Source organism: Cellulophaga sp. F20128 (genome assembly GCF_023015805.1).
Classification (GTDB): Bacteria; Bacteroidota; Bacteroidia; order Flavobacteriales; family Flavobacteriaceae; genus Cellulophaga.
The window spans coordinates 205,850-228,120 of record NZ_JALKBA010000002.1 but is presented as its reverse complement, the minus strand read 5'-3'; the positions used below and the strand labels follow the sequence as shown (position 1 = coordinate 228,120).

At 36.4% G+C, this 22,271-nt stretch carries 15 protein-coding genes; 3 read left to right on the top strand and 12 right to left on the bottom strand.

The genetic code is table 11. From position 1 onward, the window contains the following. Positions 1–10 precede the first annotated feature (10 nt). The 10 genes from MWU65_RS03080 to MWU65_RS03035 all read right to left on the bottom strand — a co-directional run bounded on the left by MWU65_RS03080 (position 11) and on the right by MWU65_RS03035 (position 14,471). Positions 11–1,786, bottom strand: coding sequence for an efflux RND transporter periplasmic adaptor subunit (locus tag MWU65_RS03080; RefSeq protein WP_247075666.1), 1,776 nt, complete (start codon positions 1,784–1,786; stop codon positions 11–13). Then, positions 1,776–2,258 (bottom strand): DUF305 domain-containing protein, encoded by a 483-nt coding sequence (locus MWU65_RS03075; protein WP_247075665.1) that lies wholly within the window; start codon positions 2,256–2,258, stop codon positions 1,776–1,778. Before MWU65_RS03075 ends, MWU65_RS03080 begins: the two co-directional genes overlap by 11 nt. Positions 2,259–2,277: 19 nt before the next feature. Beyond that, positions 2,278–4,776, bottom strand: a complete 2,499-nt coding sequence (locus MWU65_RS03070; RefSeq protein ID WP_247075664.1) for a heavy metal translocating P-type ATPase — start codon at positions 4,774–4,776, stop codon at positions 2,278–2,280. Between the two features lie 69 nt (positions 4,777–4,845). Next, positions 4,846–5,403, bottom strand: a complete 558-nt coding sequence (locus MWU65_RS03065; RefSeq protein WP_247075662.1) for a helix-turn-helix domain-containing protein — start codon at positions 5,401–5,403, stop codon at positions 4,846–4,848. A gap of 2 nt (positions 5,404–5,405) precedes the next feature. Then, positions 5,406–5,858, bottom strand: coding sequence for a heme-binding domain-containing protein (locus MWU65_RS03060; RefSeq protein ID WP_247075660.1), 453 nt, complete (start codon positions 5,856–5,858; stop codon positions 5,406–5,408). Beyond that, on the bottom strand, positions 5,859–6,494 hold the full coding sequence (locus tag MWU65_RS03055; RefSeq protein ID WP_247075658.1) for a DUF3347 domain-containing protein: 636 nt from the start codon (positions 6,492–6,494) through the stop codon (positions 5,859–5,861). It lies immediately after the preceding gene. 28 nt (positions 6,495–6,522) lie between these two features. Further along, entirely contained in the window at positions 6,523–8,952 is a 2,430-nt protein-coding gene (locus MWU65_RS03050; RefSeq protein WP_247075656.1) for a multicopper oxidase domain-containing protein, read from the bottom strand. A gap of 1 nt (position 8,953) precedes the next feature. Beyond that, entirely contained in the window at positions 8,954–10,186 is a 1,233-nt protein-coding gene (locus MWU65_RS03045) for a TolC family protein (RefSeq protein ID WP_247075655.1), read from the bottom strand. Further along, positions 10,183–13,950 (bottom strand): efflux RND transporter permease subunit, encoded by a 3,768-nt coding sequence (locus MWU65_RS03040; protein ID WP_247075654.1) that lies wholly within the window; start codon positions 13,948–13,950, stop codon positions 10,183–10,185. The genes MWU65_RS03045 and MWU65_RS03040 overlap by 4 nt, the downstream gene beginning before the upstream one ends. Positions 13,951–14,057: 107 nt before the next feature. Next, complete coding sequence (locus tag MWU65_RS03035) at positions 14,058–14,471, bottom strand: hypothetical protein (protein WP_247075652.1); 414 nt, start codon at positions 14,469–14,471, stop codon at positions 14,058–14,060. A 213-nt stretch (positions 14,472–14,684) separates the two neighbouring features. Between MWU65_RS03035 and MWU65_RS03030 the strand changes: the two genes are divergently transcribed. Beyond that, on the top strand, positions 14,685–17,081 hold the full coding sequence (locus MWU65_RS03030) for a LamG-like jellyroll fold domain-containing protein (RefSeq protein WP_247075651.1): 2,397 nt from the start codon (positions 14,685–14,687) through the stop codon (positions 17,079–17,081). A gap of 122 nt (positions 17,082–17,203) precedes the next feature. Further along, complete coding sequence (locus MWU65_RS03025; protein WP_247075649.1) at positions 17,204–18,604, top strand: Gfo/Idh/MocA family oxidoreductase; 1,401 nt, start codon at positions 17,204–17,206, stop codon at positions 18,602–18,604. A 172-nt stretch (positions 18,605–18,776) separates the two neighbouring features. Here MWU65_RS03025 and MWU65_RS03020 read toward each other — a convergent pair whose 3' ends face one another. Next, entirely contained in the window at positions 18,777–20,588 is a 1,812-nt protein-coding gene (locus MWU65_RS03020; protein WP_247075648.1) for a hypothetical protein, read from the bottom strand. A 136-nt stretch (positions 20,589–20,724) separates the two neighbouring features. Here MWU65_RS03020 and MWU65_RS03015 point away from each other — a divergent pair, with 136 nt between their 5' ends. Beyond that, positions 20,725–21,930, top strand: a complete 1,206-nt coding sequence (locus MWU65_RS03015; protein WP_247075647.1) for a hypothetical protein — start codon at positions 20,725–20,727, stop codon at positions 21,928–21,930. Here the strand turns inward: MWU65_RS03015 and MWU65_RS03010 are convergent. Continuing rightward, a complete protein-coding gene (locus MWU65_RS03010) occupies positions 21,927–22,262 on the bottom strand; it encodes a 2Fe-2S iron-sulfur cluster-binding protein (protein ID WP_247075645.1) in 336 nt (111 codons plus the stop codon). The two genes, MWU65_RS03015 and MWU65_RS03010, sit on opposite strands and share 4 nt — an antisense overlap. Positions 22,263–22,271: the final 9 nt, after the last annotated feature.

The window sequence follows — 22,271 nt, the reverse complement described above, 5'->3', positions numbered from 1 at the left end:
TTAATTGTTATTACTCTATTACTTGTTTTACTTCTCCACATTTTAGCATTGCTTCTCCAAAATAGGGATTACTTACTTTTTCTTCTTTACTCAGCCAATAGGCCCCGTTATTGCTGTCTGCCATTGGACAAAATTGATGGTACACCTTTTCATTAATACCAAATAATTCAATTGCATTGGTAAGTTTTGATGAAAGCTGTTTAAAATGGTTCCGCTGTACATTTATTTCATTTGCTGTAGCTATTGAAGCCCCTGCCGATTTTATTTCTTTTTCCAAGGTCATCCATTGGGTATGTGCCGCTTCATCTGTCAATAATTTCATATCTACCTTAGCCAAATTTGCCAATAGACTCTTAGCTTTAGCAACGACCTTCTTGAAATCGTCTTTCACCAATTCATCTTTCACATTAAGGTAATCCGTATAAACCGCATTTAATTGATTCTGAAATGCCTTGGCAACTATTACTCGCTCAATAACCACGGTATTATCTACTTTCGAATTGATTCCTTGCAAACCTAGATGCCCTTCATGCCCTGTCATTGATTTTCCACCAGTGGAATTCATCATCGATTTTTTACCTTGCAATTGAGCCGCAGCATCTACGGTAAACGTACCGTTAGTCACAATTTGATCACCATCATTTAACCCCTCTAAAACTTGATATTTACCGCCAACTTTATTTCCTAAGCTAATCTGGCGCATCTCAAAAACAGCTACCATTGGGTCTGGCTGTAAGTAGACAACAGAACGTTTTCCTGTCCATAAAACAGCTGAAGCTGGCACATAAACCATCTGTACTTTTTGAGCATTACTAATTTTTATTTTTCCTTCAACGAACATTCCCGGTTTAAATATTTGATCCTTGTTATTTAGAACTACCCTTAGGTTTACTGTCCTTGTTTGTGGATTTAAAATTGGATCTATAAAGGATACTTTTGCAGTAAAAACCTTATCTGGATAAGCGCTTGTAACAACTTTAACCTCTTGCCCTTTTTTAAATAATGAAATCTGATTTTCGTACACATCAAAATTTGCCCAAACCGTATTTAAGTTTGACACTTTAAAAATAGGCTTCCCATCCATTATGTGAGCCCCATCACTTACTGCTATTTCTGTAACTACCCCAGATACATGAGCGTAAATAATAAAACTTGTTTTTACATTACCAGTTTTAACAACCTCGTCTAATTGTGGGCCATGAACTTTCCAATTTTTAAACTTTGCTAGCACAGCTTTGTATAACAAAGGTTGCGATTCTCGTAATTTATAAGTGGTAATTAATTCTTGTTGTGCTGCAATTAACTCTGGAGAATATATTTTAGCCACAGCCTGACCTTTAGCTACCTTCTCCCCTAATGAGGTCACAAACAGTTTTTCTATTCTACCATTAAAATGAGCCGGCTGAATTGCTGTCTCGTCCTCGTTAACCGTTATTTTGCCTGATAAGGTTGGTTCATTTTCACTATCCGCAAAACTTTCTCCAACAACGGTTGTTTCTACATTGGCCAAAGCCATAGCATTTTCTGTCAGTTTAAATTGATCTGCCAATAACCCATCGGCACTGGTTTCTGCCGGAATTAAATCCATACCACAAATAGGACAATCGCCCGCTTCTGGCTGCATAATCTGTGGGTGCATAGAGCAAGTCCACATTTGATTGGCTTCTGTGGCAGCCGTATGATTGTGTTGCGTTTCTTTGGCAGATGATCCCCCAAAAAACAACCACCCTAAAAGAACACCTAGAAGTAGTAGCCCTACATAAATTATTATTTTATTATTTTTCATTTTCCAATCGTTTTATCATTGCTTTCATTTCTTCAATTTCCTTTTGCTGTGCCTTAATAATTGCATCTGCCAGTTTTTTAACCTCCGGGTCTTGAATGTCCGCCCTTTCACTCGTTAAAATGGCAATAGAATGGTGCGGAATCATCCCTTTTAACCAAAGCAGATCACCAACAATTGGCGCTTGCGCTCTAACCAGTCCTAAGGCCCCAATAAAAAGCACCAAACTACCCATAAGAATAGCAATGTTTTTCTTTTTATTTTGATACATTTTTAACATAAAGAGTAACATTATAACTGCCATTGTAGAAATGCCTAAACAGACCATATAAAATCGGGTTAGACTAAAGTACAAGTGATCTATAGCATAGGTATTTAAATACATAGTGATGTACATGGCTATAAATGACAGGCCAAGCATTAAAAAAAATGTATTGTAACTCCCTTTACTTCGGTGTTTCTTTGATTGTTCCATACTCCATTTATTTTTTTAGTTAAATCTTAATATTCCTTAATCGCAAGGCATTTGCTATTACCGATACAGAACTAAAGCTCATCGCCAGGGCTGCGATCATCGGAGACAATAAAATTCCAAAAAACGGAAATAATACACCCGCAGCAACTGGCACTCCTAAGGTGTTATAGACAAGTGCAAAAAACAGGTTCTGTTTGATGTTTTTCATTACAGCGTGACTTAAATGTTGGGCTTTTACTATTCCTTGTAAATCGCCTTTCACCAACGTTATCATAGCGCTTTCAATTGCCACATCGGTCCCTGTTCCCATGGCAATTCCCACATCACTTTTTGCCAATGCTGGAGCATCGTTTATACCATCGCCAGCCATAGCCACAACCTTACCCTCATTTTGTAATTTTTCAACCACTTTTAATTTATCTTCGGGCAGCATGCTGGCTTTAAAATCAGTGAGTTTCAATTCAGAAGCAACTGCTTGTGCCGTAGCGTGATTATCCCCTGTTAACATGATAACGGAAATACCCTTGTCTTGCAGTTCTTTAATTGCATTTGCTGTAGTTGCTTTAATTTTATCGCCAATAACCACATAGCCTACGACCTCTTTAGCTACCGCTAAATAGGAGACCGTTTTGCCTTGTTTTTGAAAGGCTAGGGCGCTTTCTTCCATTTCAGAAGTGATAATGGCTTCTGCATATGCCATCATTTCTGGATTGCCTAATGCCACCTTCGTCCCATCTACATTCCCTTCAACACCTTTACCAGTAACTGCGCTAAATCCCTCAGATTTTATCTGCTTCGATTTTTGTTCTTTCCCGTATTTAACTGTTGCCGCCGCCAAGGGATGTTCACTATTTGTATTGAGTGCTACAATATATTGTAATACCTTTTCTTGCGTAAAATCATCTCCAAAAGCACCCACCGTTTCTACTGTTGGCTTCCCTTCAGTAATAGTTCCTGTTTTATCAATTATTAGCGTATCTACCTTATCTAGTTTTTCAAGTGCTTCTGCATTTTTGATGAGTACTCCATTCTGAGCTCCTTTCCCTACACCAACCATTACAGACATTGGAGTGGCTAAGCCCAAGGCGCAAGGACAAGCGATGATTAATACGGCAATGGCATTGACCAAGGCGTACACATAAGCCGGTTCTGGTCCCCAAAAGACCCAAACTGCAAATGTAATTGCAGCAATTAAAACGACTACAGGTACAAAATAACCCGATACTTTATCGGCTAGATTTTGAATGGGGGCACGACTCCTACTTGCGTCATTCACCAAGTGAATAATTTGAGACAGCAAAGTATCGCTCCCTACTTTTTCGGCCTTCATTAAAAAGGACTGATTGCCATTAATGGTACCACTACTTACCTTATCACCTACAGTCTTACTTACCGGAATAGGCTCCCCGGTAATCATAGATTCATCTATATTAGTTTCTCCTTCGGTAAGGGAACCATCAACCGGAATTTTCTCACCCGGTTTTACTTTTAAAATGTCGTTTAATACAATTTTATCAATAGACACTTCTATTTCTTCCCCATCCACTACTTTTATAGCTTTGTTGGGTGCCAACTTTAACAATTCTTTTACCGCCGAATTGGTTTTACTGTGGGCACGGGCTTCTAATAATTGTCCCATTAACACTAAGGTTAAAATTACTGTTGCCGCCTCAAAATACACATGTACTGCTCCACTTTCTGTTTTAAATTCTGCCGGAAAAAAATCTGGAAAAAACATACCAAACACACTAAACAGCCAGGCAACCCCAGCACCAATACCTATAAGAGTGAACATATTGAGATTCCATGTCTTAATGCTTCTGTACGCCCGCTCAAAAAACATCCAAGTGGCATAAAAGACCACTGGTATAGACAATCCAAACTGAATCCAATTCCAGTTTTTTTGCTCCATTATATCGTACAATGGGTTATTAGTTACCATTTCGCTCATAGCAATTAAGAAAATGGGCAAGGTAAATGCAACTGCAATCCAAAACTTTTTAGCCAATTTTTTATAGGATTTCTCTTCTGCAGATATATCAGCCTCCATAGGTACCAAATCCATACCGCAAATAGGGCAATCTCCAGCTTCATCCTTTACTACTTCGGGGTGCATTGGACATGTCCATTGTTCCGATGTACCTGTTGAAAGGTTTTGTTCTTCTACCAAATCCATACCACAGACAGGACAATCCCCCGCTTTGTCATAGGTTTTATCACCTTCGCAATGCATAGGGCAATAAAAGGTTCCTGTACCCTTCCCTTGCGGTTTTTCTTGCTTTTTTTCTTCCTGATGGGGTTGCTCCCCTACATTATGTATGCCGTATCGACCCCCATCATTTTGTAGCGCCTGTTCAAAATTTTTCAGTGGAATATGTGCTTCCATTTCAATAGTTGCTTCTGCCTTTTCTAAATTAACAGTAGCTGCAGTAACACCTTCAACTTTAGACAGTATTTCTTCTACGTGACTGCGGCATCCGTTGCAAGTCATTCCGTGTATGTGATAGTTGTGTTTCATAATATCCAATTTTATACAGCAAAATTAAACTTCTACTGCCTACTTTATTTTCACAATTCTGATTCTTATTTATACAATTTGGTCTAAAAATTTTCTGTCCCATTCCTGTAAACTTTTATAGTCGGACATTGACATTCCCGTAATCCCTTTGAATTGCCGCGCCAAATGACTACTGGTTTTGTAATTGAGCGTATAGGCTATTTCTGAAAAATTTAATTGCCCCAATTGTATCAATTCCTTTACTTTTTCAATTTTTAGGTTGATGGTGTATTTCTCTAAGGTAACTCCCTCGTGTTTACTAAACAACTTACTTATGGCAGTTTCCGTTTTACCAAATTCTTTCCCTAAAATTTGAAACAAATCCTCCGTTTCTCCCCTTTCTAACTTATGAATAAGCTTTACTTTTATTTGTTCAACTAAAGTCTCTGTTCTATTTTCAATACGTTCAAATCCTATGTTTTCAAGGGCTTTATTTAGGTTTTTAGCATTACTCTTTTTACCTTTTACAGCAACAACTTTCCCCAATTCTACCGATTCTACCGTGTAATTTTCAGTAGTGAAAATTGCTAACACCGAAGAAATACAGCGATTGCATACCATATTTTTTATGTAGATTGTTTCTTTCATATTTAAAGACTATCCTTTACTTGGGTCATAAATTGTAACACATCCTGTTTTTCACTTTTAGAAAATTTAGCTGCACTATGCATTAGCGTATACGAATCTAAGGGCATTTCACCACTTTCAATTTGTTTGATGATGGACCGAAGTTTACTTGCCTTTCTTCGGTTTGATAACAGATCCCATTCGTTAAAATTAAGCTCAGATTTTCCATCATTTACATGATTTTCTAAAAACCAAGCGGTTGGCTGAACTTTAATATACCAAGGGTACTTTGTGTTATTGCTGTGGCAATCATAGCAAGACACTTGCAATTTGGTTTTAATAGCAGTAGAAACCGCATTAACTATTAAAAAATCAGTTGCTGGAACAACATTGCTTTGGTTGCGTTCTGTAGGCACAAATTGAATGCCCACAAACGCTACCAAAATAACCAACACTATGATTTTAAAAGTTTTCATTTAGTTAATTTCTTGCTGTACTTTGCCACATTTCAACATACTACTTCCGTAATACGGGTTGCGCACTTCTTTACTCATACTTAACCAAGCACTTCCTTTGTCGTACATTGGACAAAATTGCTCATACAATGTATTTGCCGTTCCAGTTATAGCTACCATATCGGTCACATCTTTACTTAAAATTTTAAAATGTTCTCTTTGATGTGCTATTGGACTTTCCGAAATATGCTCAGCATGCTCTACCGCATCCTCTACGATATCTTTTAATTCTGTTTTTTGGGCTTCCGTAAATTTTGAAACATCCAATCCTTTCAAGCTTTTTACTAATGTTTCTGCCAGGGATTTAGCTTGTGCATTATCATCTGCTACCAAAGCATCTTTTAAACTAAAATAGTCTTTAAGTACCAGTTCCGAGTTGCCATCTTGAGCCTCGCTCATTGCTACTTCATTTTTCTCGCCAGCATGCTGCCCTTCACTTTCATTGTGATTCATTTCAGAATGATTTTCTTCAACACCCATTTCTGTATGATGACCATCTTCATTATTGTGTTCTTTCTTAGCTTCTTTACATGACATTGCTGTTAGGGCTAGAAATGTAATTGCTAAAATTCCTATTGTAACTTTTAAATTTCTCATTGCTATTTGTTTTATAATTAGTCTTTGATTAAAATCGAACTGATAAACCTCCGCCAGTTCCAAAACGGTTATCATAACTTCCCATTAATGAAAAGTTTTTTGATAAAAAATATTCCAAACCTACACTCCAAGTAACCTCCTTACTAAAGTTATCTTCAAATGGTAGGTCGTTTACCATCCCAAAATCTGCTTGGTACTCGTAATTTCCAAAAATGGCTGTTCTTGGAAAAATCATAATTTCTCTGCTTAAGCTTATTTGTGGTCGTAACTTACTATCCATACGTAGGTCTAGATTGAATAAATAGGGTGTTAAATACCGGATTCCTAATACAGCCGTAGTCTCAATATCCTCAAGGGTACCTTCCATTTCATTTTCAACATTAACCCCAGCAAACACTCTTAAATAATCATGTAAATAGCGCTCATAGGTAAATTCGGCCTCTAAATTTTCATTATATCCATATTCCGCTAACACATTAAATTGATTCCGAATATTTGAGCTTACATAATTAAATTCGGTCATATGTGACGCCCCATCTAGCATTCCCCAAGTGTACCATTGGTTCGTTTCTTCTACAATTTTAGACACAGGAAACTCCTCCATTCTTGGATCTCTTGGCGTATCGTAACTCATAATGCGAGCCATGCCACCCATCATATGATAGAGTATATGACAATGAAAAAACCAATCTCCAACTTCATCCCCATAAAACTCAATAGTTAGCTTTTGCATGGGCGGCACATTTACTGTGTGTTTTAATGGCGAATATTCCCCATTTTCATTGAGTACTCTAAAAAAGTGACCGTGTAAATGCATGGGATGATGCATCATCGTTAGGTTATTGAAAGTAATCCGTGTTACTTCATTGCTTTTTATCTTTATTTTATCCGTTTCAGAAAGAGGCACCCCGTTCATACTCCAGATGTAGCGGTTCATATTTCCTGTTAGGTTTAATAAAATATCGTTTACAGGAACAGAAGTGTCGTAATTGGTTTTCACTGGCGATTTAAGGTAATCGTAGTTGTACTCGGAAAACATATCCATTCCTTCCATACCCATTCCTTCCATTTTCATTTCCCCCTTATTGGAGTGGTCCATTGTACTATGGTCCATAGTTATGGAATCACTGGACTTTTCCATTTTCATTCCTTCCATTTTAGAATGGTCCATTTTCGTCTCTTTCATTTTAACCATTCCGGTAGAATCTTTTGGTTTACTCATATTCATTCCAGGCATCTTTGAGTCATCAACCATTAAAGAACCATCCATACCTTCCTTCTTATCCATTGGCACAGCTTTCATTTCTCCTTCCATCTGCATTCCGTATTCAGCCTTTATGGCATGGCGTTCATCTTTTTTTGGTTGAAATTTTAAAGCATGTGCTCCCATTTTCATATCCATTTTGGCCATTTCTTGCATCATTCCAATTTTATCTGGTCTAGACACTTCCTCTGCAGCCACTACTTTTCCGGAACCAAGAAATGCGGATGCAGTACCCGAGCCATCTTGAGCCGTGATTCTAAATTCTAGTTTGCCTTCTTGTGGCACAGTTACTAGGAAGTCATATGTTTCGGCTACGCCAATAAATGTTTTATTCCTTTCAACAGGAACTACATCGAGTCCGTCTGATGAAATTAAGGTTGGCGTTTCTCCTCCAAAAGTCATCCAAAAGGAAGTAGAAGCAGCCCCATCAATGATTCGTAGTCTTACTTTATCACCTGCCTTAAACTCTGGATACTCTATACGTTCTTCCCCATTAATTAAGAAAGCTGGATAATACACATCGGCTATATCTGCACCTTCCATTCGTTGTCTCCAAAAATTTAACTGTGCACCAAATGCACCTCTTGAGACAACTTGATTTAAAGGTGTTGCGGTTCCCTTTTTCATACTATACCATTGGTTACCACGTTTTAAATTACGTAAAACATTCATTGGTTTTTCGTTGGTCCAGTCTGATAATAGCAACACTAATTCTTTACCATAGTCTACTATTTGTTCTTTTGGTTTTATCACAAACGAACCATACACACCGCTTTGTTCTTGCAACATGGTATGTGAATGGTACCAATAGGTTCCAGACTGCTTTAAAGGGAATTCATATTTCTGCGTGTGCCCAGGTTCAATGGGCGGCGTATTTAAATAAGGGACACCATCATAAAAATTAGGAAGTAAAAGTCCGTGCCAGTGCACAGACGTTTCCACACTCATTTCATTTTTCACGTAGATAACCGCGTACTCTCCTTCGGTAAACTCTAAGGTAGGTCCAGGAATAGTTCCGTTAACTGTCATTCCCATAACATCCTTTCCTGCCTTATTTACGGTAGCCTCACGGAGGGTTATAGTATGTTCTCTTACTGGAAGGTTATTTACATTGCCTTCTTTTATGGGTTCTTTCTGTGCAAAAACTACTGAAGTTAAAGCGATGAAGAACATCAATAATATTTTAATTTTCATCTTATATATTTATTAGATAATTAATAATAGCAGATTGAACATAATAAAGTTTAACGGCATCAATCTGCCCCATTTGAAACTTCAACTGCAATTCTTGAATATCCAAAACATCCATAAAATCAATGGTTCCTGTTTCGTAACTACGAACAAGAATTTGTTCGGCGTTTTTAGCCTGATTTAAGTTTTTCTCTTGTGTGATGAATTTAATTCGCGACTGATTACGTTGCGAAATGGCTTTTGATAATTCAGATTTCAGCAGATTTAAGCGTTCTTCTTTTTGGGCTGATATCTCCTGTTTTTTCCATTCATTTTGCTTGGTTAGCGATTTGTATTTTTTGTTAAAAATGGGTATAGAGGCAGACAACATAGGCATTACCATATCTTTATATGCACTCGTTATCATTGGGCTATTTTCTTGATTAATATATTCCACCCCAAAACCTATCATTGGTCCTCCTTCTTTTTGGTTTACCAACTCCGATAGCTCTACAGATTGATACAGCTTATCATATTTAAGTAATTCTGGATTTATCACCAAGGTTTCATAACCATTAAAATGGTCGTCTTCTGGAATTTGCACAAACGAAACTACAGTCACCTCTTTATCATACTCTCGATTCATAACACTATTCAATGCGGCTTGTATACCAATGTATTGCTGAGTTAAAACGTCTTTCTCCTGCTGCAGTTCGTTTTGTCTGATCTGTAATCGCAACACATCTACCGCCGAAGCCATACCTACTTCTAGAGAAGTAAGTGCAAGCTTTTCATAAGATTGTAGCAGTACAATATTTTTAGTTAACACTTCCTGCTTCGCCTTAATTTCAAAGAGTTGGTAATAAAATTGGGAAACGGAAAGTGTTAATTTTCTCTTTGCAATCGCAACCTCTATGTACTGTGCTTCGGCCATTGATGTAGCATAATTTTCTCGTGCCGTTATAGTACCAAACCAAGGCAACATTTGCATTACAGATAATCTAAAACGGTCCATAGGCATTTCCATTTCAGGTGCAATAGCCATAACCCCTAAATTAAATTCCGTATTGGGCAAACTGTTTACTTCAGTCACCTTTTCAGTAGCAATTTTATACTGTAAATCTACCTTTTGAATCTCCGGATTATTATCCAAAGCTTCATGGATCAATGTTTCCAATTCTTGACTCTGAGCAGAAAGAACCAAGAGAAAAGAACCAAGAATCAAGATTGCTTTTATGAATGATTTTAAATTTTTCATTTTGATGTTCTTTTAAGTTGGAATTCAGCTCTCCAGCTATACAAAACTGGCACTACAAATAAGGTTATTAATGCAATTAACATCCCTCCAAAACTGGGTATAGCCATCGGAATCATAATATCACTTCCTCGTCCTGTGGATGTTAGAACTGGCAACAAGGCCAAAATGGTAGTAGCTGTTGTCATTAAACATGGTCGAATCCTTTTTTCACCAGCTTCAACTATGGACGCTCTAATTTCTTTCTTGTTTTCTGGTGTATTTCTACGAAATGTCTGTGTTAAATAAGTAGCCATTACCACTCCATCATCGGTTGCTATTCCGAAAAGTGCAATAAACCCAACCCAAACAGCGACACTTAAATTGATGGGATGCATTTGGAATAAATCTCGTAGATTTTCACCAAAAAAATTAAAATTTAAAAACCACCCTTGCCCGTATAGCCAGATCATTATAAAGCCACCGGCAAAGGCTACAGCGATCCCCGTAAAAACCATCAAAGAGGTTGCTACCGAACGGAATTGGAAGTATAAAATTAAAAAGATGATGGCTAAGGCCAAAGGCACCACAACCGACAAGGTTTTCTCTGCTCGTAGCTGGTTTTCATAGGTTCCTGTAAATTGGTAATTAATACCTTTGGGCACTATTAAGTCTCCTGCATCTATTTTTTGCTGAATTAAAGCTTGTGCATTTTCAACCACATTTACTTCTGCAAAACCATCTAATTTATCAAATAAGACATAACCAACTAAAAAGGTATCTTCACTTTTTATGACTTGTGGCCCTTGCTCATACCTTATGGTTGCCAATTCACTTAATGGAACCGGACTGCCTTTTTCTACCGGAATATAGATATCTTTTATATCATCAGGATTAGAACGCAACTCTCTTGGGTAGCGCACTCTTACTCCATAACGTTCCCGTCCTTCTACAGTTTGTGTTAAGGTCATACCGCCCAGAGCTACCTTTAACACACTTTGCACATCATCTATAGACACACCATAACGAGCTATTTTCTCCCTGTCGATATCAATGAGCAAATACGGTTTCCCCACAATACGATCTGCAAATACAGCTTCTTGTTTAACCCCCTCTGCTTGTTTTAGGATAGTCTCTAATTGTACCCCAAAGGCTTCTATTTGTTTTAAATCTTGCCCTTTAACTTTTATTCCCATAGGTGCACGCATTCCTGTTTGCAACATCACCAATCGGGTTTCAATGGGTTGTAACTTTGGTGCTGAAGTGACTCCAGGTAATTTTGTAACTCTTACAATCTCGTTCCAAATATCATCTGGAGATTTTATTTCTGGCCGCCAGTTTCGGTAAAATTCACCTTCTGGATCTGGAGTGAGTTGCGATTTTTGAACATTGGTACTCACTTTAAGTGATGTTGATTTTTTATCGGTATCACTCATTCCTTGTGCTTCTTGATTCAACAACTCTTTTAACCTTTCACTACCGTCATACGCCAAGCGTCCGTCTTTCAATTCAAAATAACCCTGATCAGTAACTTTATAGCGTTGCCATTCACCAGCGTTGTTCTGCATATATTCTGGTTTGTACTGAATCATATTTTCATACATGGATAAGGGGGCCGGATCTAAAGCAGATTCTGTTCGCCCTGCTTTCCCTACTACAGTTTGAATCTCCGGAATACTAGCTACAGCCATATCCAACTGCTGTAAAACCCGTTTATTTTCTTCAACCCCAGCATGCGGCATTGAGGTAGGCATTAACAAAAAGGAGCCTTCGTTTAGGGATGGCATAAATTCCTTACCCGTGTTTTTCATAATAAAAAACCCAGCAATTACAATGGCAGTTGGAACAGAAAGGAACAGGAACTTATTGTCTAAGCACCATCTTAAAATTTCGGTGTAATATTTAATAAATAGTGTAAAAACACCCAATAACCCAAAGCAAATAACCCCTACAAAAATAAGGTTCAAAAAAATGCTTTTATCAACTCCTAAAGGCCTCCAATATTCAGCCAAAAGCAATACTATTGACGCTACGGAAATGATAATATTAATGCCATTTGCTCGCTTTGCATTAATTTTCTCTTGAAGTTTTAAAATTCCTGTACCTCCAAATGCAACCAAAACAAGACCTAACCAATAACCATAAAAGACAGAAATTAGTCCAGCTAAAATCAATACAGCATTTAAAATATAGCTAAAACTCTTTTTAACACTTTTTCTTCTGAATAAAAAGGCTGCAAAAGGGGGAATTAAAAATAAAGCCACGATAAGTGATGCGGTTAAAGCAAAGGTCTTTGTAAAGGCCAAGGGCCGAAACAGTTTGCCTTCTGCACCAATCATTGTAAAGACAGGAATAAAACTAATAATGGTGGTCATTACTGCCGTAACGATAGCACCAGAAACTTCTGTTGTAGCATTATAGACCACTGTATTTATCGATAATTTTCCGTCGTCTTCGTCCAGATGTCGAATAATGTTTTCAGAAAGGATGACCCCCACATCGACCATAGTACCTATAGCTATAGCAATACCAGAAAGTGCTACAATATTGGCATCAACACCAAAAAATTTCATGGCTATAAATACCATTAATACGGCAACAGGGAGTAGTCCCGATATTAAAATAGAAGCCCTAAGATTATAAACCATAATGATAATCACCAAAATGGTAATTAATATTTCTAGGGTTAAGGCTTCATTTAGGGTGCCTAGAGTTTCTTGAATCAATTCTGATCTATCGTAAAAAGGAATAATTGTCACTTGTGAAGTGCGTCCATCTGCCAAAACCTTAGAAGGCAAGCCTGTACTTAATTCACTAATTTTTTCTTTAACGTTATTAATCACCTCCATTGGATTAGCACCATACCGCGCTACCACAACGCCTCCAACGACTTCTGCTCCTTCTTTATCTAATATGCCTCTTCGGGCAGAAGGTCCCAAGGCTACTTTAGCGATATCTTTAATTTTGATGGCCGTAAATTCTTCTGATGTAACAACTGCATTTTCAATGTCTGCAACAGACTTCACATAGCCCAAGCCACGCACTAAATACTCCGCTTTGTTAATTTCTAAGGTTTGTGCACCAATGTCCTTATTACTTTCCTTCACAGCCTGTACTACTTGGTTTAAACCAATATTGTACTGCCGCATGAGTTCGGGATTCACATCAATTTGATACTCCTGAACATAACCCCCAATAGAAGCCACTTCAGACACACCACTTGCCGCGGACAAGGCATATTTTACATAGTAATCTTGAATGCTTCTGAGTTCGTGTAAATCCCAACCCCCAGTAACGTTTCCGTTTGCATCACGCCCTTCTAATGTGTACCAATATATTTGCCCCAATCCTGTGGCATCTGGACCCAAAGCCGGATTAACACCTTCGGGTAACAATCCGCTTGGTAATGAGTTGAGTTTTTCAAGAATCCGACTTCGGCTCCAATAGAATTCTATATCTTCTTCAAAAATAATATAGATGCTTGAAAAGCCAAACATGGATGAACTACGAATGGTTTTTACACCAGGAATACCGAGCAAAGATGTGGTTAGTGGATAGGTAATTTGGTCTTCAATATCTTGAGGTGAAATTCCATCCCATTTGGTAAAGACAATTTGTTGATTTTCACCAATATCCGGAATGGCGTCTACGGCTACAGGATCACTTGGCAAAAAACCTGTATCCCAATTAAAAGGTGCATTCACCGTTCCCCACCCCATAAATAGGAGGAGTAAAAGAACCGCAACAAGTTTATTTTCTATTAAAAATTTAATGCTTTTATTTAGCATAAGGATTGATTATTAAACAATTAGACATTGGTGTCCGGAAAACACCGAATACAAAAATTTATCCACATAGCAGAATGCTACAGGACAATACAGTCTATTGTTTAAAATCAAATTAAATAGGTCTCGTCTAACTTAAAAATCTCCTTGACGACGAGTGGTGCAGTGTATTTTTCATAAGGTCTAGGTTTTTCTTCTATACCTTTAAAACGAGTATTGTATGTAAATACAAAGGAAGCAATAAATAAGAGTTGGTTGAATGAAACTTTGTCCGCCGAAAACTGTAGGTTATCTTGTCCGTCAACCACCAATTGCTCATTTTCACAACAATTTTTTTCCGTAACAGAACACTCCTTTGTTGACAAACTATTCATATCCATTTCGCAACCTACTGCCTTTTGAAATATAGCTGTCTCTACAAGGGTATCTCCACAATAATGCATATCAATAGCAAAGGACATTGTAGAAAATAAGACTACAATGGCCATACTTAAAGCCGCTATTTTATGAAATATTGTTTTCATTACAATTGCAAAAGTACTAAAAAAAAGAAACATGGGTGTTATAACTATCTTAAAACGCAATTGTAAACCTCCTTCTTGCCCTATTTTAGATTGTCAGGATACTTTCACTTTCATATATATTTACATACTTTTGGCAACACTTAAATAGGAATAACAATTGCCAGTTAATGTAGGTATCAATACTATTTTTAAGTAACTATAAAAGGTTATACAATGAGAAGGAATAAAATAGTTGAAAATAAAATAAAAATAGTCTATTTATTATTCGTCCTTTTTTTTTGCAATTTCATTAATGCTCAAAATGATTTAACTATTGATGACCATTCTTTTGTTAGTGAGCGAAATTTAACTTCCATTGAAAAAAGCCTGGATAATGGAGTACGGGCATTTGTATTGGATTTAGAAGAATCAAAAAAGACATATGTCCTTAAAAATTATTCGCCAAAAAAACACCTCTCTCACTTACTAGACACTCTTTCCAATTTTTTGAAGGAAAATGATGACGCCATAGTTTCTCTTCTATTACAGGGTGAATTTAAGCAAGAGGGTATCAAAGATTATCTGAACAATTATTTTTTAAACCAAGTTTTATTTTATAACAAGGAGCATTCACAAAAGCTGAATTACCTTAAGAAACAAGGCATTAAAATTCTTGTTGTATTTGAGTCGGATGTAGCAACAACATCAATAGCACAATTAAGAAACGAGAAGAAATATTTAAAACGATTTTCTTCAGATCCATTAGACAAACTAATTTTATTTAACGCAACGACTGAAAAAGACAGTACACTTCTAGCCCATATTTTTGAGTTATGGGAATTAACAGGAAAACCACCTAACTTTATTATTGCTCCAAAAAATCCAATACCAAGATTACAAAGTATTTCGGATTCCTTAAATAAAACAAGACGTTTTCGAGGCATTGTTACCTATAATGGCACAAAATTGAATGAAATATTTTGGAGAAATGCACCAGAAGTAATTACCCCAGCAAGGTTTTCATTTCCTTTGACACAACTTAGACAAGTACGTGCTCCCTATAAAAATGGATACAGAATAACTCCTGCAGAAGTTATACATCACAAAGGACAGACCGATGCTCCTAGAATTTTTACTGCTTTTGACGTCATTTTAAAGGATAATCTTGTTTACGATTTCTCTTTTGATCATAAAATTATAAATCACATGGAACCCAACTGGGATAGAGTTATTTCTAAGGATATCTCTTTAATAAACGACCCAGAAAGAGGTAGTGTTTTGCATTTAAACACAATGGATTCTTTTATTGATTACTCCAAACAAAACACTTTGGATTTTGAAACACCTATTAGCATCTCTGTATGGGTAAAACCTGATCGCGTTCGTGAATTTATGGGAATAATTGGGTTTGGGATGGCATTTTCTCTTAAACTAAAACAAGGAAACCCTGATTTTACTATGGCTACTATAAAAGACCATATTATAAAACACCCACTTGAATCTAAAAAATGGCATCATTTAGTTACCATTTACAACCCTAAAAACTCGATAGAATTTTACCTAGATGGCAAAAAAATTGGAGAATCAAATACGGCTGATATTATTACGTCTGACCAATCTTTAGTTATAGGAAATAACATTTGGGGGGAACAATTTTATGGTTCCATTGATGACCTAAAAATATGGGACAGAGGAATTTCTTCTAAAGAAATCACTGAATTATATCATGCAAACCCTATTAAAAAACAAAAAACAGCTTATATATTGACCGGTGTACTCCTGGTCTTAGCACTAGTAGTAGGATTCCTGTACCGCAGAAGAAAGGGAGCAGCACCCCACACGAGCAAACCCCAATCGATTTTAAAAAAAGAAACAAATCAAAATCCAGAACGTAACACACTTACCCTTTTTGGCAATTTCAATATGCGCCTTGTATCTGATGATTCTACAATTTCATTTTCACCTTTACACAAACAGTTGCTCTCTTTTTTAATTTTAGCGCATATGGATGAAAAGGAAGGTATTAACACCAATAGGCTTACAGAAACATTTTGGCCAGGAGTCTCCAAGATCAAGGCTAAAGAAAACAGAAATGGAAACATTAGAAAGTTACGAATCGCTCTATCTAAAGTCGAAGGCTTAGAGGTAGTTTTTGAAAACAAAAAATGGAGTGTTTTAAACACTAAAAACCTAGACATAGATATTTTTAATTATGAAAAATTAAAAGAAAATATTACAGGCAATTTAAAGGAAGGCAAATTGGTTATAGCCGATTTGGAGGATTTTCTGGAGGTTCTAAAAAAAGGAAATATACTTCAAAACACCCAAACGGAATGGGCAGATTTTTACAAAAACAAAATTTCAAATGAGGTTGAAAATCTCTTATCTCAAATTTACAACACACAAAACAAAAAATTACATCCTGAATTAAACTTAAAAATAGCAAAAACAATTCTATTATTTGACAATCTTAATGAATACGCTCTTGAAATTTTAATCACAGAATTAGTAGCATCTGGCAAGCATGGTTTGGCACAGAATTACTATACTACTTTTTCAAAAAATTACGAAACCCTTTACGCCCACTCATTTGATAGGACTTACCAAAGTTTTATAAAAAAACAACAGTAAAAATCTATAAAATTTATTAAATTTAACATAAAAGTTAGATTGTTCACCCAATTGTTCACCGGTTTAGAACTCGCCTACCTCTATCTTTATCTTTTACTTTAAATAACTAAATACAAAAATATATGGATTTCAAGAGAAGAGATTTTTTAAAAAAATCATCTATAGCAGGAGCTGGCATGGCTCTTTTGCCTAATTTTTTAGGAGCAAACACCTTTAACACTTCATCAACTGCATTTGGAGCTCAATATATGGGTGATTTTGTTGCCCCTAAATTAGATACTGTACGTTGTGCTTTTATAGGTGTTGGGGCTAGAGGATCTGGACACGCAACTAGAGTAGCATCCATAGAAGGAACAGAAGTAGTAGCTATTAGTGATTTATATGAAGACCTAGCCAACAGAACAGCTAAAAACTGTCTTGAAAAAGGAGGAGGCACAAGACATCAAAACATTGCTATTTATACTGGTGGCGATGAGGAATGGAAAAAAATGCTTAAAAAAGAAAAGCCCGATGTTGTCTTTATAAGCACTCCCTGGAAAGACCATGCCCCTATGGCGATTGAATCTATGAAGAGAGGAGCGCATGCCTATGTTGAAGTTCCTATTGCAGTTACCATAGAAGAAATGTGGCAAATTGTAGAAACTTCTGAAAAGACACAGAAGCATTGTATGATGATGGAAAATGTTAATTATGGCCGTGAAGAATTGCTATACTTAAACATGTGTAGAAAAGGTGTTATCGGCGAATTGCTGCACGGAGAAGCTTCTTACATTCATGAATTAAGAGGTCAAATGAACTCAGTAGATAGAGGAACCGGATCTTGGAGAACTCCACATTATGCGCATAGAAATGGAAACCTTTACCCAACACATGGATTAGGACCAGTTGCTCAATATATGAATTTGGCACGTGGGGAAGATAACTTTGAACGTATTGTTTCTATGTCGTCTCCAGCAAAAGGAAGAGCCTTATATGCAGAGAAAAATTTTGCGAAAGACCATAAATGGAACAAATTGGACTATAAAGGTGGTGATATAAATACTTCCATCATTAAGACCACTATGGGAAGAACAATTATGGTGCAATGGGATGAAACAAGCCCCCGCCCATATTCTAGACATAATCTAATTCAAGGTACAAAAGGAACGTTAACCGGATTCCCAACCAGAATTGCTTTGGAAGGTGGATTTGAAGGCGCCACTAAGAGCCACCATGAATGGGCACAAGGTGATCAATTAAAAGAAATTTTTGAAAAATACGAACATCCATTATACAAACGTTTGGGAGAAATTTCTGTGAAAAACGGAGGTCATGGCGGTATGGACTATATGATGTCTTACCGAATTATTGAATGTTTACGCAAAGGTTTACCAATGGATCAAAATGTTTACGAAGGATGTTTCTGGAGTGCAGTAGGACCATTAAGTGAAACATCAGTTGCTGAACACGGTAGTTCTGTAGCCTTCCCCGACTTTACTAAAGGAGCATGGAAAACAACAAAACCATTGGCTATTGTTTCCTAACTCTAATAGCAGTAAAAGTTATTGTAACCTATAGCTTGCCATTGCAAGCAAGTCATATAATAATAGCGATTTAACCAGTTTAATTCGCTATTGTTTTTTTCTTCAAAAAATTCGGCGCCAATTAGCGCCGGATTTTTTGTTTTTTAACCATTATATTTTATTTAAAATCTCGCTATTGCAGTTCTAATTCTAGTAGTTCTAAAACCGCTAGACTCTCCTTCAAATCGTTTTGCACCTTATTTTTACCCAGCTGAAAAACATGCTCCGATTTACGAAACAAATTTTGATAATATACAACCCCATCCTTTAGGTTACTTACAAAAGTATTTAAATATTTCCGCTCTTTCTCAGTAGATTCGCCATTACTTTCTAACCATTTATCACCTAAATATTTAATATAAATACCCAATTCTTTAACAAACATATGAGGTCTGTCTGTCCTGGTAATTACATTGGTTCTACCATAAATATGATCTATCATTTCTGCCAAATTCATTTCCCTAGAAAAATAAGCCATATTTGGACCTGGACACACTGAGACTCCTTCCCCTTCCGTTTTAGTTTGCAACCCGTAAGCCAATAAAGCAGAAGTTCCCAAGCCTACACAAGTACAAGATTTCTCAATAATCTTTTCATACCTACGCTGATAACCAGAAGCTGACAACTCCTCCTTCTCTAGTGCTTTTATTTTTAAGTGCTGATATTCCCTAGATGCCGTGCAGATTGCCTTATCTGAAAACTCCTTATTAAGAGCCACAAATTTTTTAGGGCATGCACTTCCCGGCCGTCCCTTAGCTATGAGGCGTTGTTTTTCTTGATCTTTGGTATTCCCCTTTAAACTGTGAAATGGAATCCCCAAGGGAGACGTATTACTCAAATACAAATCGTCTTCTTTAGCCGCAATCAATTGACTCAAGGTAGATTTATCTACGGTCGTTGCCTCAGGAACCAGTAAAAACGGTGAACCCCACCCTACTGAATCAACATTGTAGTGCTCTAGAATAAATTGATGTTCTTCCGCTGTTCCTACACCACCTTGAGCGCTAATTTTTAGGGGTAAATAAGAGCTTGGTATAGTTTTGCTTTTCCCCGCTAAGGCTTTAATCAACAGTGCATGTACTGCTTCTATTAAGTCACTCCTGTTTTCTTTAAACTGTTCCAAGATAGGCCCCATAAGATAGCCATCTGTAGCAAAGGCATGCCCTCCACAGTTTAATCCCGATTCTATTCTATATTCTGAAACCCACAAGCCTTTTTTTGCCAAGAACTTTCCTTGAATTAAAGCAGATCGGTAATCACTTACCTTAATTACTATTTTCTTTTTTATATGTCCTTTTTCATCGGGGTAAAAGTCTTCAAAATTTTCCAAATAACTATACAGCCTCGGGTTCATACCTGCAGAAAGTACAACTGAAGATGACAAACTACTATTTGCAAATCCACGAAGAGCTGCATGAGCGTCATTGTATTCTGTTGGCAATTTTTCTTTTTTAATGTAGTTTTCTTTATCTACTTTGGTCATGATATTTACATCTATACTCCCCATAACCATATGTTCTTTAACCCAGTCTTTTACAGCAGCTAAGTCCATAGTAGATGTACAGCGTTTAAACTCTTGCTTAACCGAGGATACATCTGGTAGCATATCAAAAAAACTTACAATACTATTTGCCGTTTTTACCGTAGTTTTTTTTAGCTCTTCGAACTTTACACTAGACAAATCACTCATCATATTTAAATAGGATGTAATTCTTTTTGCCCTAAAATCTTCAATTTTATCCGTTATCTCTGTATACTGTATATTAAATTTATTACAGTACATTTTACGCAACTTTTCTAGCAGAATATCGTCTACTAAAGAAATTACAGAATCTATTCCATACGGAGCCACTTTTAAAGGCGTATCTATTGTAAACCCTATGCCCATTACTGGGATATGAAAAGAATGTGCTTTTAACTTATTTGTAGTCATTGTAGTATCCATAAATAACCGTTCCTTTTATAATCATTTTAATTAATTACACAAAAGACCCACTATTAATGGCGCTATTCTATGATATTTGTCATCAATTAATTATTTTTATTTCGAGATTTTTACGCCCTAATTATTCAGTTAAATTATGAACCATCTTAAAACCCATTCTAAAGTAGCGCTGGGATACTTTTTAATTGCTGCTTTGTTAGGTTTAATTTTACGTTCTTTTTATGTGTTTGAAATTCCCATAACGTTTAAATTTTTTGTTCATACCCATTCGCATATTGCATTACTCGGCTGGGTCTATATTGCCCTAACAACTGTTATTTACAAGATATACCTAGAGAAGTTCCAGCTTCAAAAAAAGTACACCTATTTATTTTGGTTTACTCAACTTACTTTAATTGGAATGTTAGGTACTTTTCCATTTCAAGGATACGCCCTGTTTTCTATTGTCTTTTCAACTTTATTTTTAATAGCTACCTATTGGTTTTTTTGGTTCTTTAAAAAACATACGGCTACGGAAATCAAAACAAAAAATTCCTACAAGTGTATTTCTGTCGCCCTTTGGTTTATGGTAATCTCCAGCATAGGTCCTTGGATGTTGGGAGGTATTATGAGTACGTTAGGAGCCACATCTATATGGTACCGCATGGCTATCTATTTCTACTTGCATTTTCAGTACAATGGCTGGATGATGATGGCATTACTGGGCATACTGGTGTATATTTTAGAAACACAACAGTTAATTATACCTAAAACCGTTTTTAGGCGTATTTTTTACAGTATAAATCTTGGCATAGTAGCTACCTTTTCTCTGTCTACCTTGTTTACTGAACCCCCATTCTTTTTGTATCTTATTGGAGGTATAGGCGCAATGCTTCAACTCTACGGATTAACTCAACTACTAAAGTTTCTTATAAACCATAGGAAGAACACCCAAGCCATTTTTAATAAGTTTCAATTATTAGTATTAAAAACGATAGGTGTTTTAGTTCTCCTTAAAATGATATTACAACTGCTTACTGCGTTGCCTTATTTTGCAAATTTAGCAGTCACCATTTTAGATTTCACAATTGGTTATTTGCATTGGACTTTTTTAGGTGTTGTAACTATTAGCTTATTTCTATTTTTAGATTATTTCAGGTTAATAAAGCTCTCTAAAAAAGGGTATTATTTATATCTATTGGCTTTTGCCCTTACGGAAGGACTTATTTTCTACAAAGGATTTATTATATGGCAAAATTTACCATTAATAACAGCTTATTTTAAGTTACTAATGTTAGGTAGTTTATGCCTTGTAGTTAGTCTTTTATACCTATTTACAACATGGCTTACGGCTAAAGATTAATTGTCTTTTAAAATTTTAAAAACGAGGTTGTTCAATTTAGAATTTACAGGAATTTGACAAGCCAAGCGACTTGTTTTAACCGTATTTGTCAGTTTAGACAACGTATTCCTTTCGTCTGCATCCATTGCCTCCTCAACAATTCCATCTAAAATTTCAATATGGCAGGTGCCGCACCAAGCTCTACCTCTACAATCTCCCCAGTCTTCTGCATATTTATCAAAAAGCAACTCCATAAGACTATGGTATTCATTGACAACAAAACTTGCCTCATACTTTTCTCCTACCTCATCATAAAAGGTAAAAGTATAAACTTGGTCATCGATCCTTGGCATGTCATCAAA